Raw genomic sequence first — 15,010 nt, forward strand, 5'->3', positions numbered from 1 at the left:
GCATTATGCTCCCGCAACCATACGGCTTCCGCAGGGGATGGCCCTCGCTGCTCTGTGCGCTCATCCCAACGTTTGCAATCTTGGCAACTCAGCTCGTGACGCCCATCCAAGGTCCCGCTCAAGGAATGAAGGCAATGATCAAGAAATCGGTGACGGAGCTCGCGTTCGTCAACAGTAAATCGCCGTTACCCACCGTCGAGGTCGATTCGCAGTCCATCGAGGACGCAGGTTTCAGCATCTACCGCACGGTGATGCAGGTACTCACCCAATTGGCCGAGCAGGACGCATCACTTCGGGCGACTCTCTATATGTACGGTACTGTCAGCGTCAATTTCCGCGAGCCGTGCTGGTCTGAGTTTTTGCTGGTTGCAGGTCCAGAAAAGGTGCTGCGTGCCTTGGGGGCCGGCTTTGAACGGTTGCAAGCCGTGAAGTCGCGATTCAGCGATTACATTCCGTCTTCCGCAGCCTTGCGCACTTTCCATGTTCAGGATGGCTTGGTGTGGGAACAAGAGGATGCCAGCACTTGGTACTCCCACGCCCAGACACTGGCTGACCTGACCGCTGAAGCTGACGAGGCTGAAGAGGTCGACGACGATGCCGAGCCTATCGATGAGGATGAAACGGAAGAGGCCTGGGATGCTGAGGGCCTGGAGGCTTCGGATGACCAGGAAGAAGACTCGACGGTCGTTATCGGCAACCGGAAGGCGGCTCGCTATCGGGCCGCGCGCTCGGATGCAAAAGTGAGCACCATCCGGGCAAGGATCGAAGAAGTCTTTGGGTTGCCGGAAGGTTCTGTCGCGCTCTGTGGGCCAGACGGTCGCGCGTTGCGTGGGAACGCACTGATCAGGACGCTGCGTAGACGCTGGGACGAAAATTGAGCTGGGAACTTGTACCCAGCAAGCCGAATTCGCTTGTTCGGGTCAGTACTCTGCCTTTCGCCGAATTGCTGAATACAAGCGATTGGCCATTGGCATTGGACAGCTATCAGCGTGGTTTCGTCTGGGGCCCGGATAAGCTGACGCAATTGGTCAGTGACCTCGCAGCGTATGCAGAGCAGACGGATATCACCCTGCCTTACTACATGGGGGGCGTATTACTGCATCGCGACGCAAGCCAGTCGAAGCGGTTCATTATCGATGGTCAGCAGCGTATCACCGCGCTGTCGCTGTTGTACCACCGCTCTACCGGCAAGTTGCCAGTGGGGCAGGCACTCAGCTATTCGGGCCAATCCGCGCGACATATTGCTGAAGGGTTGCAGGCATTGAAGCAAATGGAGGCGATTGCGCCGCAGATCATCGAAAGGCTACGGCTGACAGTGATTGAAGTGGACAGCACCGATCTCGCTTTCACCTTTTTCGACACCCAGAACAACCGCGGGGTGCGCTTGGAGGCCACTGACCTGCTCAAGGCCTATCACCTGCGTGCGATCGACTACGCGCAAGGGAAGACTGAACTCAAGGCAGCACTGCAGCGGCACTGTGCGGAGCGTTGGGAGAGCCTGCAACGCCACCCGGCGGTGCTAAGCCCTGGTCAGGACTTCGCCCCTAACTTATTCAATCGTTTTCTCTGGCGTGCGCGGCGTTGGCGCGGATCGCACACGCCTGCGGGGAGGCACGAACTGCTCCTAGCAGAATTCCAGCGTGACACTTGGCCCCACGTCGCCGACAGCCGTAGCCGCATTGACAGCGTGCCGCTCTACGCGACTCGGCACAATCGGCTAGCGTCCTGCATGACTCTGGCGGGAGATGGCGATTACGTACTGCAGGGCAGCCAGCTGCGAGTCGGTCAAAATCCTGCAAGCCTGCCCATGGCGTTGCGTCAGCCCATCCATGAAGGTGTTGGGTTCTTTCTATACGCAGACAAGTACGCAGCGTTGCTGCAACGGCTGATGAATGATCCTGCGCCATGCCTGCAGGTGAGCACATTCCGCACGATCTACAAACAGCTGCTGCGCAATAACCAGGAGTACCTGCGCGAGATCTTCATGCTGTGCAGCCTGATGTATGTCGATCAGTTCGAAGTTGAACAACTGACCGCCTTTGCCCTGCGCTTGGAGTTTTTGCTGGGTGCGATTCGCTTGGAGAAAAAACAGGTCAAGCAGGAAACTGCGGCCAATTTCTTTAGGCTGGCCGAGCTGAACCTGTTGGATGTTATTGCCCAGAGTTACCACCCGAAGCAGGTGCTGGACTTTCTTCAGCACCGACAACAAGTGGTGGCGTCTTCGTATGCCAACGAAACGGTAGCAACAGGGCAGGGTGTGCAGGGACGATACAAGAGGGCAGTCCTGGAATTCTATCAAGGGCAGTTGGATTCCGAATGCTTGATCCTTGCGGGTAAATCGCAATGGCTCGAAACGTACTTGAAGGCTTGCCAGGAAGATCGCCATGCGTATTGATTCCCGTCTCTTCACCTTGGAACAGCTGGCTAATCAAGACGACGCGGCCTGGTGCTTCAACGTGCCCAGGCAGCGGGTCGTGCGTTTGATGCTGGCGTTCGCGATCTCCAGCATCAGCTCGGGGAGCTCCTCGGGTGGAAGCGCAGCCATGTTCTCTTTCTTGGGCTTTTTGAATACTGCCCTGATACCGCTGATAGGGTTGGCGAAGATCAGGCCGGAGTTCACTCCGTAGGTCATGATCTCGTTAAGCCGCTGACTAAGGCGCTTGACCGTCTCCAGGCTGCCTTTCGCTTCGATCGGACGAAGCAACTCGATCACCATCGGCGCGGTGATTTTCGCGAGAGGGGTCGTCTTCAAGTCGGGAAGCACGTGCAGCGTGAGCGATCGCCAAATGTCCTCGGCGTAGGCTGGGGTGACCGAGTCTTTCTTGAGCTCGAACCAGGCTGTGGCCACGTTCTCGAAGGTGTGTTCGGTTTCTGCGCGCTTGGCCTCATTCAGAGTATTGCGCCGCACCTTCGGATCGATGCCTTGGGCGAGCAGCTCGCGTGCTTCGACTGCCATCTTTCGAGCGTTCGCTAGTGACAGTTCGGGGTAGGTCCCGAAGCCGATGTTGATGCGCTTTTTGGTCACCGGTTCGCGGTAATTGAAATTCCACAGCAACGAGCCGTTGCTGCGTACTCGAAGCTGCAAACCGTCACCGTCAGTAAGGACGTAATCCTTGGACGCGGGTTTGACTCCTTTGAGCTGTCGATCGGAGAGGCGGAGGTTTTGAGCAGGCATGAGATTGTCCTCAGGCACTGATTGGGTATTCCAAAGATTAGCACCGGATGGGCTGGAATACCGCCTGGAATACCTGAATGGCTGGAACTCAAAAAATCTCAAAAGACCGCAAAAGCGCTGGAGGCCGCGTATTTACTGGATCGCAGGCACAAAAAAAGACGTCCTTGGACGTCTTTGATTGATCATTTGGTGGAGCCGGGGGGATTTGAACCCCCGTCCGCCAGTACTCCGCTGTCGGTACTACATGCGTAGCCGTGTCTATTAAGTTAACCCTCAGCGACCCGACGGGCAGGGTGCTTTGGGCGAGTTGTGTAAGTTTTAGCCGCTTCGTCCACAACGTACTGCACGGCGATTCTGTTCTATATGACAATCACTTTGGGTTTACAGACATCCCCTGATGATTGCTGGACCCGAAGGTACCAGGAGGGAAGGGCTAAGGCTGCTTACGCAGCGAGAGCGTATTCCCCGTAGGTTTCGTCATTGGCAACTATAGGAAGTTGCAACAGTGGATTTACGAGTTCTGTTACCAACTCGGCATGCACCTAAAGTTTCGCAACCGGCGTCGAATCCTAAACGGCCCCGAGCCTGGTGCTCTTTGAATCAAGTGAGCAACAGGCATGCACAGTGTACGTCAATGCGACCCGGAAGGCCAACCCGAAGGTTGGCCTTGAAGCCTTACGAGCTTTTACCGTCTTTACTGGCTTTCTGGATTTCCTGAATCGTCTGGGTGGTTTCAGCGATGCATTTCTCCGTCCCTTCCTTGGTTTTTTGTGCCTGATAAGCCTTGGCTTGCTGAACGCTGGCTTCTACCCGGGCCTGGATTTCCTGCGCCTGGACCTGGGCCTTGGCATTGTTGATGGTTTGCAGATTGGTTTCGCAGAGATCTTCTGTGCCACCGGCGGCAAACGAGGTAGACGCTATCAGTGAGGCAGTAACGAACAGACCTGACAGTAGTACAGAACGTTTCATGTGTATCTCCTTGAACTGAGGTCCAGGCATCGCTGGCCATCAGAACGGGCTGCCGAGTTTGGGGGAGGTCCCACATGTGCAGGACTTGATCGGTGGACTACAGCAGCGCATCAGGGTTCTATTTTTCTTCAGTTGGCCCTCGCCCGGGTGACCCGATCCACGAGATAGACCAGCCCGTGGTAATCGATTCCGCCGTGTTGTGTCAGGCCGATCTCGCAGGTACGGCTGGTGGAAATCCCCTCGCTGCACTGCTGCACCGCGTCCTTGAGCGTGCGCAGCGAATGGGCGTTCAACTGCGGCGTGGTGAAGCCCTTGTCGCCAGCGAAGCCGCAGCAGTGAATACCTTCGGGAATGACCACGTTTTTGCTGCACTTGCGCGCCAGGTCGATCAGCGCCTGGCTTTCCCCCAGGTGTTGGGTGCTGCAGGTCACATGTACGGCGATGGGTGCCTCCTGTGGCGTGAACTCCAGGCGATCCATCAGGTGCGTGCGGATGAAGCGCACCGGGTCGTACAGGTCCAGGCGGGCTTCGCCCAGGTCCTGAACCAGGCGCAAGGTGCATGGGCTGGTGTCGCAGTAGATCGGGTCGAGCCCGCCGCGGCTGGCGTGCAGCAAGGCGCCAATCAGTTCCTGGCGTTTGTGTTCTGCTTGCTCGGCGTAACCTTTGGACGCGAACGGCTGACCGCAGCACAGGCTGTCCAGGTTGTCTGGGAAAACCACCTGATAACCGGCCTTTTCCAGCAGGCCGCGGGTCTTGTCGTGCAGCGACATTTGTTCCTTGTCGCCAGCTGCCGGCCCCATGGCCCGAGATACGCACGCGGCCAGGTACACCACCCGCGGGCGCTCATCGCTGATCGCCGGGCTGAAGCGAATCGGCCGTTCAGGCTGGGGCATGGCGTTGGTCCACTGCGGGATTTGCCCTTTGGACAGTTTGCTCACGGTTGCGGAAAGCTTTGCCAGTCGCGGCGCTCCCAGCAACAGGCGCGCACCATTGGCGACGTGCAGGGTGAAACGCGCCCCTTGCAGTGCCGTGGCGAAATGTCCTTCAAGCCAGTTGGCGGTTTTCGTATGCGTTGCCTTTCGGCTGCGCAGCTTTTTCACCAGTTCGCCGGTATTGATGCCGACCGGGCAGCGTTGCGCGCACAGGCCGGTGGCGGCACAGGTGTCGATGCCCTGGTATTCGTACGCGGCTTCGAGTTCGGCAGTATCGATGCCGGCGCGTTTTTTCGCCTGAATGTCGCGCCAGATCACAATGCGTTGGCGCGGGCTCAAGGTCAGGCCTTTCGACGGACAGACCGGTTCGCAGAAGCCGCATTCGATGCACTTGTCCACAATCTCGTCGGCGGCCGGCAATGGCTTGAGGTGCTTGAGGTGGATCTGCGGGTCTTCGCTGAGCACCACGTCCGGGTTGAGAATGCCGTTGGGGTCGAGCAGACGCTTGAGTTGCCACATCAACTGGTAGGCATCGCTGCCCCATTCCAGCTCGACGAATGGCGCCATGTTGCGTCCGGTGCCGTGTTCGGCTTTCAGTGAGCCACCGAACTCCACTGCCACCAGTTGCGCCACGTCGTCCATGAACGCCTGATAGCGTGCGACTTCTTGCGCGTTGTTGAAGCCTTGGGTAAAGACGAAGTGCAGATTGCCTTCCAGTGCGTGTCCGAAAAGGATCGCTTCGTCGTAGTGATGTTTGTCGAACAGCTCGATCAGGCGGTTGACGCCGATGGCCAATTGCTCGACCGGGAAGGTGACGTCTTCGATGATCACCGTGGTGCCGGTCTTGCGCACGGCGCCGACGGCAGGGAAGGTGTCTTTGCGGATGGCCCAGAGGCGGGCGTTTTCCTGTGGGTCTTCAGTGAAATCGACCTGCTTTTCCACCGGGAACGCCTGCAGCGACGCCATGATCTGCGCCAGTTGCTCGTGCAGCAAGGTGGTCGACGCGGCGCGGGACTCGATCAGCAGGGCGCAGGCATTGTTCGACAGATGCTGTACGAAAGGCGGCATGCCGGGTTTGTCCTGCACTGAACGCAGGCTGCGGCGGTCCAGCAGTTCCACGGCCGATACCGGTTGGCTTTTCAATACGGTGACTGCGTTGCAGCAGGTCTCGACATCGGGGAACACAATCAGGGCCGAGGCTTTGTTCGGATGGTCGATCACTGTGTCGTAGGTCACCGCACTGATGAACCCGAGCGTGCCCTCGGAGCCCACCAGCAAGTGGCTCAAGATATCCACAGGCTCGTCGAAATCCACCAGGGCATTGAGTGACAGGCCGGTGGTGTTTTTCAGACGGTATTTGTGGCGGATTCTCGCAGCCAGCTCGGCGTTGGCGCGGGTCTCGCGCCCCAGTGTCGCCAGGCGCTCCAGCAGGGCGGCGTGGCTTTGGCGAAACGTCGCGACGCTGGCGGCATCTTCAGTGTCGAGACGACTGCCATCGGCCAGCACCAGGCGAATACCGGCCAGGGTGTGATAGGTATTTTGCGCCGTGCCGCAGCACATGCCGCTGGCATTGTTGGCGACGATGCCGCCGATCTTGCAGGCATTGATCGAGGCCGGGTCGGGGCCGATCTTGCGTCCGAACGGCGCCAGCCAGGCGTTGGCCTGGGCGCCGATCACACCGGGTTGCAGGCGGATTTGCGCGCCCTGGCCGCGGATCTCGCGACTGTTCCAGTTATCCCCCAGCACGATCAGCACCGAATCGCTGATCGCCTGACCGGACAAGCTGGTACCGGCGGCGCGGAAGGTCACCGGCACCCGGTCGCGTTGTGCCAGTTGCAGCAGTGCCACCACTTCGTCTTCGGACTCGACGCGGATCACCAGTTGCGGAATCAAGCGATAGAAACTGGCATCGGTGCCGAAGGCCAGGGTCGACAGCGGGTCGTCGAAACGTCGCTCTTGAGGAATCAGCTGCTGTACATCACGCAGGAACGCGGCCGGTAGACTCATTGGTCCTCCAGGATCAACACCACCAGGTCTTTCGGGCCGTGGGCGCCGTACGCCAGCACTTGCTCGATATCGGCGGTTTTCGATGGGCCGGACACCAGCAATGCATTGGTCGGCATGCCCTGTGCCCATTCGAACTCCTGCTGCACCTGATAGAAGTTGTCGCGGATTTCGCTGGCCTTGAGCAGGGCGAAATGCACCGGTGGCGCGAGGCTCATCAAACGCGGTTCTTCCCGGGTCGGCCAGATAATCAGGCTGCCGGTTGCCGCGATGGCGCCGAGGGTGCCGGTCAGACTTGCCGGGGTGTCGTTGAACAGTTCGGCCTTCCACTCCTCAACCGGGCGGTCGTAGGCCTTGAGCATTGGCAGGCCGGGATGTTTCGCCCAGTGCTGTGTGATCCGTTGACCGTGGGGCGTGGTGGGTGCGATCAGCAGGCTCGGCAACTGGCGGTCCCGCAGCAATTGCGCGAGTAGCGTCGGCCACTCTTCGCCGGACGTCAGATGGATTTCCGTGTGCACCGCTTCCATCAGTTTGCGCAGTTGCGCAATGCGTTGCTCAGGCGCGTAGGTGTAAGGCTGGGTTACCAGGTCGACATCAAAGTTGTCGGCCACCGGCGTGGTGCCTGTCAGACTTTTGCGCAGCTTGGCGAGGATATTTTGCTTGGCGCTCATCAGCGGTCTCCCTGTTTGGCCAAATGTTCGCGGGCCATGTCATGCAGCGAGCGGGCAGCGGGTTTTGGTGCGCTGTGGTTTTGCGTCCAGGGGCCGACATTGCTCGGCGTGAGGGCGCGCAAACGGGTGGCGAAGAAGCCGAACAGGCGATACAGCGTCGGCGAGCTGTTGAGCTTCGCCCAGGCGTTCCAGATGAACCGTTCCTTACGCGAATACTTGCTGCCCTGACCTCGCATCACTTGATTGGGGCTGTCCGGGGCCTTGACGTTTTCTTCCCGCAGACGCCGCAGCAGCGAAGGGATGGGGATTTTTACCGGGCAGACTTCCCCGCAGGCACCGCACAGCGAAGACGCGCTCGGGTGATCCGGGACTTTCGCCAGGCCGACCATGTGCGGGGTGATGATTTTTCCGATGGGGCCGGGGTAAACCTCTCCATAGGCATGGCCGCCGATTCGGGTATACACCGGGCAATGATTCATGCAGGCGCCACAGCGGATGCAGTTCAGGGTTTGGCGCAGTTCGCTGTCGGCAAAGGCCTGGCTGCGACCATTGTCGAGCAGCACGAGGTGCACTTCCTGCGGGCCGTCGAGTTCATGCGCCTTGCGTGGGCCGGAGATCATGTTGACGTACGTGGTGATCGGGATGCCCAGGGCCGAACGGGTCAGCAGCGACAGCAGCGGCACCACATCGCGCAGGTTTTCCACGACTTTTTCGATACCGGTGACGGCGATGTGCACCGGTGGCACGGTGGTGGTCATGCGGCCGTTGCCTTCGTTTTCCACCAGCAGCAGGGTGCCGGTTTCGGCCACGGCGAAATTGACACCGGAGACGCCGATGTCCGCTTCGAAGAATTTCTGCCGCAAGACCTTGCGACCGATCTGAATGAGTTGGTCAACGTCCTTGGTGTACTCCACCCCAAGTTTGTCGTGGAACAAGGACGCGACCTGACCGGCATTCTTGTGGATCGCCGGCATGATTATGTGTGAAGGCTTCTCGTGGTCGAGCTGGACGATGTATTCCCCCATGTCGGACTCCAGGCATTCAATGCCTTGAGCCTCGAGGAAATGGTTCATCTCCATCTCTTCGCTGACCATCGATTTGCCCTTGATCACTTGCCGCCCCTCGTGAGCGCGGATGATCGAGAGGACGATGCCATTGGCTTCGTCCACCGTTTCCGCCCAGTGCACTGTCACACCGTTGCGGGTCAGGTTCTGTTCCAGTTGCTCGAGCAGCTCGGGCAACTTGGATAATGCGCGGGCACGGACTGCATTGCCCAGCGCGCGTAAATGTTCTCTTTCATGGGCATCGCTGAAAGCCGCTGCCCGTTTGCTCATCAGTGAATCCATCGCCTTGCGAAAGTTGTTTCGCAATTGCGCGTCACCCAGCGCTTTGTGGGCGCGGGTGCGGAAATCTTCTTCTACGGCAACCGTAGGAATAATCGTGGAAGTGCTCATCGGGCACCTCCGGTACGCTGCCAGAGGAAACTGGCCAGGTGCTGGCCGCGCAACGCTTCCTGCTGTTTTTCCAGCGAGCCGTTGATGTTCATCAAACAACCGCAGTCGGCACTCAACACCTTGTGCGCGCCGGACTCCTTCAACGCCCGGGTCTTGTCAGCCACCATTGCGCCGGAAATGTCTGGCATACGGACGCTGAATGTCCCGCCAAAGCCACAGCACTCACTTTCGTGATCGTGATTGACCCGCTCCACATTGCTCAACTGCGACAACAATTCGCGGCCGTGCAGGTGGGTGTTCATTTCACGGCGTGCCGAGCACGAGGTGTGCAGCGCCACTTTTACCGGTTCGCCGTTGTCCTTGAGCTGCACCTTGCAGACAAACAACAGGAACTCGGCCAGTTCGTAGGTTCTGGCGGCCAGCGCCTGAACCTGTTTCAACGTCTGCGGCTCGTCCTTGAACAAGTCCGCGTAATGCTCGCGCAGCATGCCCGCGCAGGAACCCGACGGCACCACCACCGGGTAGTCGCCAGCGAACAGCGCCAGTTGCGAGCGCGCTACGGTCCGTGCCTGCTCGGTGTAACCCGAGGTGTAGGCCGGTTGGCCGCAGCAGCTTTGCCCTTGCGGGTACTCGACACGAATGCCTTCGCGCTCCAGCAGGTGGATCGCATCCATCCCGGCTTCGGGGTAGAACAGATCGACCACGCAGGTCCCGAACAGGTAAACCCGTGACGGTTTCTCGCTGGGGTATTGCCGAGGCTCGGGCAGTGGCGGGGCGACACGGGTCGCATTCGGCACAGCGTTGTAAAAAAGCTCGCTCATCAGGCGTGTCTCCGGGTGGTCCCGGTTATCCGTCCGCTGAGGCTGCTGAATATAGAGAGAGTTGCTTTCAGCAGCCTTACAGACCGGGTTGTGAATTGCTGACGCCGGAATCACGGACCGGCGTCGGTTATTTCCATGTCGCTTGTAGTCTTAGTGCACCAGCATGCCGGTGAACCAGTAGGCCTGGGCCAGGGTGATCAAGCCGACAATCGTTGCAAAGAATAGGCTGTGCTTGAGGGTGAAGCGGAACAGATCCGATTCTTTGCCTACCAGACCGGTTGCGGCGCAGGCCACTGCGATCGACTGTGGCGAGATCATCTTGCCGGTTACGCCACCGCTGGTGTTCGCCGCCACCAGCAAGGTGTCGTTGACACCGATCTGGTGTGCGGTGGTCGCTTGCAGCGAACTGAACAGGGCGTTGGACGAGGTATCGGAACCGGTGAGGAACACGCCCAGCCAGCCGAGGAACGGCGAGAAGAACGGGAACGCCGCGCCGGTGCCTGCCAATACCAGCGCCATGGTCGAGGACATGCCCGAGTAGTTGGTGACGAAGGCGAAGGCCAGCACCATGCCGATGGACAGGATCGGCCAGCGCAGTTCGTAGAAGGTTTCTTTAAAAGTGGTCAGACCAGTTTTGATATTGATCTTCAGCACCAGCATGGAGATCAGGGCCGAGAAGAAAATCGCCGTGCCAGTGGCGGAAATCGGGTCGAGTTTGAACACTGCCGGAAGGGCGGTTGGCGCGGTCACGATCGGTGCGACCTTGATCACCATTTGATCCAGGTGCGGGATGGCGAAGTTGAATACGAAGCTGTACATCGAACCGCCGGCGGCAAACATGGCCTTGAACGGCTTCAGGGTCCAGATGGTGACCAGTACGGTGAGAATCAGGAACGGCGACCAGGCCTTGAAAATTTCCCCGAGGCTGTAGGGCGATGCCACGGTGGTGCGCTTCTGACCGAAACCACCGACGCTGGCGCTTACTACTGAGGCCGATACAGCCCCCACGATGTGTTGGCCGGCGGCGCGTTTCGGTTGCCAGACTTTCAGGAACAGGGTCAGGGAAATCAGGCTGGCCAGGGCCGAGGTGATGTCTGGCAGTTCCGGGCCGATGAAGTTCGAGGTGAAGTACTGGGTCACGGCAAAGCTCAAGCCGGCCACCAGGGCTGCCGGCCAGGTTTCCCGCACGCCGCGCAGGCCATCCATCATGAACACCAGCCAGAATGGCACGAACAGCGACAGCAGCGGCAGTTGGCGACCGGTCATGGCGCCGATCTTGAAGGCGTCGATGCCGGTCACTTGCCCGGCGACAATGATCGGAATGCCCAGGGCACCGAAGGCTACCGGCGCGGTGTTGGCGATCAGGCACAAGCCGGCGGCGTACAACGGGTTGAAACCCAGTCCTACCAGCAGGGCCGCGGTAATCGCCACCGGTGCACCAAAGCCGGCCGCACCTTCGAGGAAGGCGCCGAAGCAGAAACCGATCAGCAGGACCTGCAGGCGCTGGTCATCGGTGATCGACAGCACCGAACTGCGGATGACTTCGAACTGGCCACTCTTGACCGTCAGTTTGTAGAGGAACACCGCTGCCACAATGATCCAGGCAATCGGCCACAGGCCATAGGCGAAGCCATATCCGGCGGCGGCGAACGCCATGTCGACCGGCATCTGGAAGGCGAAGATCGCCACCAATATCGATAAGGCCAGGGTGATGCTGCCGGCGACATGCCCTTTGAGGCGGAACACGGCCAAAGCCAGGAAGAAAAATACGATGGGGATGACGGCTGCGAGTGCGGACAGGCCGAGGCTGCCGAGCGGGGTATAGAGCTGTTGCCAGGTTTGCATATGGGGTGGCCCCTAATTGTTGTTGGTCAGGCACTGATCAGCGATCCTGGATAATTGGTAAGACCAATTTACAATCGCTGTTGGCTAGGGTAAAAGCCTTGTAGGCGGTGTGTCAATTTGCCGCCCTAAAACTTTTGTCGAATGCAAAGTGCGCAGGCCGTCTGCCTGGTATGACGCAAATGCGTTGTTGCAGGTGCTGGCGCGGCGCCGATAGGCCAGAATAGAGCCCCCGGCGAGCCGTCGGATCGTGGAGAAATCGAGTTATGGGGTTTGATCAGATTCGTCAGCGCCGTTTGTCTGACGATATTGTCGAGCAGCTTGAGGGCATGATCCTCGAGGGCACGTTGAAGGCGGGTGAGCGCTTGCCGGCTGAGCGTGCGTTGGCCGAACAATTTGGCGTCTCACGCCCTTCGTTGCGCGAAGCCATTCAGAAACTGACCGCCAAGGGATTGCTGGTCAGTCGCCAGGGCGGCGGCAACTATGTGGTGGAATCACTGGGGAGCACCTTCAGTGATCCCTTGTTGCATCTGCTGGAAAGCAACCCCGAGGCGCAACGCGATCTGCTGGAGTTTCGCCATACCCTGGAAGCGTCCTGTGCCTACTACGCGGCGCTGCGTGCCACTGATGTGGATCGCGAGCGGCTGACCGCGGCATTCAACGAATTGCAGGACTGCTATTCACGTCACGAAGAGGTGAGCCGTGCCGAAGAGGGGGCGGCGGACGCAAGCTTTCACCTGGCGATCGCCGAGGCCAGCCACAATGCCGTGTTGCTGCACACCATTCGTGGGCTGTTCGATCTGCTCAAGCGCAACGTGGTGACCAACATCGGTGGCATGTACAAGCAGCGCACTGAAACCCGCGACATGTTGATCACGCAGCATCGGGAGTTGTATCAGGCGATTATTGAAGGGCGGGCGGAGCAGGCGCGGGAAGTTTCCAGTCGACACATTTTGTATGTGCAGGAAGTGCTGGAAGAGGTGCGTCAGGAAGTGCAGCGCATGGCCCGGGCGGAGCGGCGCAAGGGGATGTAGCCAGTCGGTTCCATATCGTTTGTGAGATTGCTTTCGCGGGCAAGCCCGCTCCCACAGGTACACCGAAACCCTGTAGGAGCGGGCTTGCCCGCGAAGGGAATTACTCTTCCTTGCCCTTGTTGCGCACCGCGCGCTGCAATTCGCGACCGGCGTCGCGTTCGCGCTCGGTATCACGCTTGTCGTATTCCTTCTTGCCCTTGCCCAGGGCGATCTCGCACTTGACCATGTGCTTGCTCCAGTACCAGGACAGGCACACGCAGGCGTAACCCTTTTGCTGCACGGCAGCGGAGAGCTTTTCCAGCTCGCGCCGATTGAGCAGCAATTTACGGGTGCGAACCGGGTCAGCGATGACGTGGGTGCTGGCGGTCGTCAGGGGCGTGATGTGACTGCCGAGCAGCCAGGCCTCGCCATCCTTGAGCAGTACGTAGCTGTCGACCAGCTGCAACTTGCTTGCCCGCAGACTTTTTACTTCCCAGCCGGCCAGGACCAGACCAGCCTCGAACCGATGTTCGATGAAGTAATCGTGTCGCGCCTTTTTATTTTGCGCGATGGTCCCTGTTGGGTGTTTCTTCTGTTTAGCCATAGGGGCGGCATTATAGGGAGTTGCACGCGAGTCGGCTACGGTGTTGCTACGTGCTTGAGCAGGTTGATTGAATCCCGGACAATGCGGCCTCTTTTTTGAACGCCGGACGTGATAGCGATGTCGACAGACAAGGTTTCAGTCCATGGCAGTTGGGCTAGCCGCTGGGTCTTCATACTCGCCGCGACCGGTTCGGCCGTGGGGCTGGGTAGTATCTGGAAATTCCCGTACATGGTCGGCGTCTATGGTGGCGGCGCCTTCGTGCTGATGTTCCTGGTTTGCATCGCGCTGATTGGCGTGCCGGTCATGCTGGCGGAAACCCTGATCGGCCGACGTGCCCGGCACAGCCCGGCGAATGCCTTGAAGGCGCTGGCGATTGAGGCGGGGCACTCGGGCAAATGGTCCTGGGGCGCATTCGCCGGAATGATCACGGCGTTGCTGATCCTGTCTTTCTACAGTGTGGTTGGCGGCTGGTCGCTGGATTACATCATCGACATGGGGCGTGGCGACTTCCAGGGCACGACGCCGGATCAGGTGGGGGCTTACTTCGGCAATGTGATCGCCGATCCCTGGCGCCTGACACTCTGGCACACGATTTTCATGCTGTTGTCCGCGGTGGTGATCGCCAAGGGCGTGGTTGCCGGGCTTGAGCGCAGTTTGCGCATCATGATGCCGTTGTTGTTCGTGATGGTCCTCGTGCTGCTGGGTTACAGCATGACCACCGGTCATTTCATGGAGGGCGTGCATTTCATGTTCGACTTCCACCCGGAAAAGGTCCTGGACGGCTTGTTGCCCGCGATGGGGCATGCGTTCTTTTCCCTGAGCGTGGGCGTCGGCTCGATCATGATCTACGGCGCCTACATGCCAAAGGACTCGTCGATATCGGGGACTGTCGTTGGTGTGGCGCTGCTCGACACCTTTGTGTCCCTGGTGGCCGGCCTGGCATTGTTTCCGATAGTTTTCGCGGCGGGCCTGAATCCGAGCGAAGGGCCGGGGCTGATGTTCGTCAGCCTGCCGTTTGCCTTCGGTAACGTGGCGTTCGGGCAAGTGATGGGGGTGGTGTTCTTCGTGCTGGTGGCGGTCGCTGCCTGGAGTTCGGCGATTTCCCTGCTTGAGCCGATGGTGGCCTACCTGGTCGAGCGCACTAAAGTCAGTCGTGCATGGGTCACCTTCTGGTTGGCTTTCAGCTGCTGGTTTGTTGGCCTGGGCACAGTGTTCTCCTTCAATATCTGGAAGGAGGCCAAGTTTTTCGTGAATGATGGCGGGATGTTCCACCTCTACCAATGGGGTGCAGCCGGTGGTCTCGACTTCTTTGGTGTGATCGATTTCTTTACCTCGCGACTCATGTTGCCGCTTGGCGGTTTGTGTTTCGTGGTGTTTGCGGGCTGGATCATGGGGCGTGAAGCGGTGCGCGACGAATTGTCGATGCGCAATCCTGCGCTGTTTGGTCTGTCCTTGTTCTTGATGCGCTATGTGGCGCCTATCGGCATCCTCGTAGTGTTTGCCGCCCAGCTGTGGAAGTAACGCT

The 15,010-nt window shown here is 59.3% G+C and carries 11 protein-coding genes, 1 other RNA gene and 1 pseudogene; 4 read left to right on the plus strand and 9 right to left on the minus strand.

Features of this window, described 5'->3' with window-relative positions:
• The first annotated feature begins 134 nt into the window (after nucleotides 1-134).
• Together AC06G5_RS03395 and AC06G5_RS03400 are read left to right on the plus strand one after the other, a co-directional pair.
• Complete coding sequence (locus tag AC06G5_RS03395) at nucleotides 135-878, plus strand: hypothetical protein (protein WP_480458983.1); 744 nt, start codon at nucleotides 135-137, stop codon at nucleotides 876-878.
• The gene (locus AC06G5_RS03400; protein WP_480458984.1) at nucleotides 875-2,395 is read left to right on the plus strand and encodes a DUF262 domain-containing protein; all 1,521 of its coding nucleotides are present in this window, start codon (nucleotides 875-877) and stop codon (nucleotides 2,393-2,395) included. Before AC06G5_RS03395 ends, AC06G5_RS03400 begins: the two co-directional genes overlap by 4 nt.
• Before the next feature lie 66 nt (nucleotides 2,396-2,461).
• On the opposite strand, the pseudogene AC06G5_RS03405 reads toward AC06G5_RS03400, so the two are convergent.
• The 8 genes and pseudogenes from AC06G5_RS03405 to AC06G5_RS03440 form a co-directional block, all read right to left on the minus strand.
• A pseudogene (locus AC06G5_RS03405) lies at nucleotides 2,462-3,175 on the minus strand (phage integrase central domain-containing protein); the annotation flags it as partial.
• A gap of 187 nt (nucleotides 3,176-3,362) precedes the next feature.
• Nucleotides 3,363-3,756: a transfer-messenger RNA gene (ssrA, locus tag AC06G5_RS03410) on the minus strand.
• Nucleotides 3,757-3,850: 94 nt separating this feature from the next.
• On the minus strand, nucleotides 3,851-4,144 hold the full coding sequence (locus tag AC06G5_RS03415; protein WP_413421638.1) for a hypothetical protein: 294 nt from the start codon (nucleotides 4,142-4,144) through the stop codon (nucleotides 3,851-3,853).
• Nucleotides 4,145-4,272: 128 nt separating this feature from the next.
• Nucleotides 4,273-7,083 (minus strand): FAD-binding and (Fe-S)-binding domain-containing protein, encoded by a 2,811-nt coding sequence (locus AC06G5_RS03420; protein WP_480458985.1) that lies wholly within the window; start codon nucleotides 7,081-7,083, stop codon nucleotides 4,273-4,275.
• Nucleotides 7,080-7,751 carry a LutC/YkgG family protein gene (locus AC06G5_RS03425; protein ID WP_480458986.1) on the minus strand — a complete coding sequence of 224 codons (672 nt, stop codon included), beginning with the start codon at nucleotides 7,749-7,751 and terminating at the stop codon, nucleotides 7,080-7,082. Before AC06G5_RS03425 ends, AC06G5_RS03420 begins: the two co-directional genes overlap by 4 nt.
• The gene (locus tag AC06G5_RS03430; protein WP_480458987.1) at nucleotides 7,751-9,205 is read right to left on the minus strand and encodes a LutB/LldF family L-lactate oxidation iron-sulfur protein; all 1,455 of its coding nucleotides are present in this window, start codon (nucleotides 9,203-9,205) and stop codon (nucleotides 7,751-7,753) included. Before AC06G5_RS03430 ends, AC06G5_RS03425 begins: the two co-directional genes overlap by 1 nt.
• Nucleotides 9,202-10,026 carry a (Fe-S)-binding protein gene (locus tag AC06G5_RS03435; protein WP_480458988.1) on the minus strand — a complete coding sequence of 275 codons (825 nt, stop codon included), beginning with the start codon at nucleotides 10,024-10,026 and terminating at the stop codon, nucleotides 9,202-9,204. Before AC06G5_RS03435 ends, AC06G5_RS03430 begins: the two co-directional genes overlap by 4 nt.
• Before the next feature lie 150 nt (nucleotides 10,027-10,176).
• Nucleotides 10,177-11,871, minus strand: coding sequence for a lactate permease LctP family transporter (locus tag AC06G5_RS03440; RefSeq protein ID WP_414913289.1), 1,695 nt, complete (start codon nucleotides 11,869-11,871; stop codon nucleotides 10,177-10,179).
• Nucleotides 11,872-12,134: 263 nt separating this feature from the next.
• Between AC06G5_RS03440 and AC06G5_RS03445 the strand changes: the two genes are divergently transcribed.
• Nucleotides 12,135-12,902, plus strand: coding sequence for a GntR family transcriptional regulator (locus AC06G5_RS03445; RefSeq protein WP_057396627.1), 768 nt, complete (start codon nucleotides 12,135-12,137; stop codon nucleotides 12,900-12,902).
• Nucleotides 12,903-13,002: 100 nt separating this feature from the next.
• Here AC06G5_RS03445 and smpB read toward each other — a convergent pair whose 3' ends face one another.
• Entirely contained in the window at nucleotides 13,003-13,485 is a 483-nt protein-coding gene (gene smpB, locus AC06G5_RS03450; RefSeq protein ID WP_007988707.1) for an SsrA-binding protein SmpB, read from the minus strand.
• A gap of 117 nt (nucleotides 13,486-13,602) precedes the next feature.
• Between smpB and AC06G5_RS03455 the strand changes: the two genes are divergently transcribed.
• Complete coding sequence (locus tag AC06G5_RS03455) at nucleotides 13,603-15,006, plus strand: sodium-dependent transporter (protein ID WP_480458989.1); 1,404 nt, start codon at nucleotides 13,603-13,605, stop codon at nucleotides 15,004-15,006.
• Nucleotides 15,007-15,010 lie beyond the last annotated feature (4 nt).

The organism is Pseudomonas sp. WT-JTC (assembly GCF_056711565.1).

Bases quoted from the DNA above. Each gene is read 5' to 3' on its own strand.
- AC06G5_RS03395 (WP_480458983.1), top strand. From the start codon at position 135: ATGATCAAGAAATCGGTGACGGAGCTCGCGTTCGTCAACAGTAAATCG.
- AC06G5_RS03415 (WP_413421638.1), bottom strand. From the start codon at position 4,144: ATGAAACGTTCTGTACTACTGTCAGGTCTGTTCGTTACTGCCTCACTG.
- AC06G5_RS03420 (WP_480458985.1), bottom strand. From the start codon at position 7,083: ATGAGTCTACCGGCCGCGTTCCTGCGTGATGTACAGCAGCTGATTCCT.
- AC06G5_RS03425 (WP_480458986.1), bottom strand. From the start codon at position 7,751: ATGAGCGCCAAGCAAAATATCCTCGCCAAGCTGCGCAAAAGTCTGACA.
- AC06G5_RS03430 (WP_480458987.1), bottom strand. From the start codon at position 9,205: ATGAGCACTTCCACGATTATTCCTACGGTTGCCGTAGAAGAAGATTTC.
- AC06G5_RS03435 (WP_480458988.1), bottom strand. From the start codon at position 10,026: ATGAGCGAGCTTTTTTACAACGCTGTGCCGAATGCGACCCGTGTCGCC.
- AC06G5_RS03440 (WP_414913289.1), bottom strand. From the start codon at position 11,871: ATGCAAACCTGGCAACAGCTCTATACCCCGCTCGGCAGCCTCGGCCTG.
- AC06G5_RS03445 (WP_057396627.1), top strand. From the start codon at position 12,135: ATGGGGTTTGATCAGATTCGTCAGCGCCGTTTGTCTGACGATATTGTC.
- smpB (WP_007988707.1), bottom strand. From the start codon at position 13,485: ATGGCTAAACAGAAGAAACACCCAACAGGGACCATCGCGCAAAATAAA.
- AC06G5_RS03455 (WP_480458989.1), top strand. From the start codon at position 13,603: ATGTCGACAGACAAGGTTTCAGTCCATGGCAGTTGGGCTAGCCGCTGG.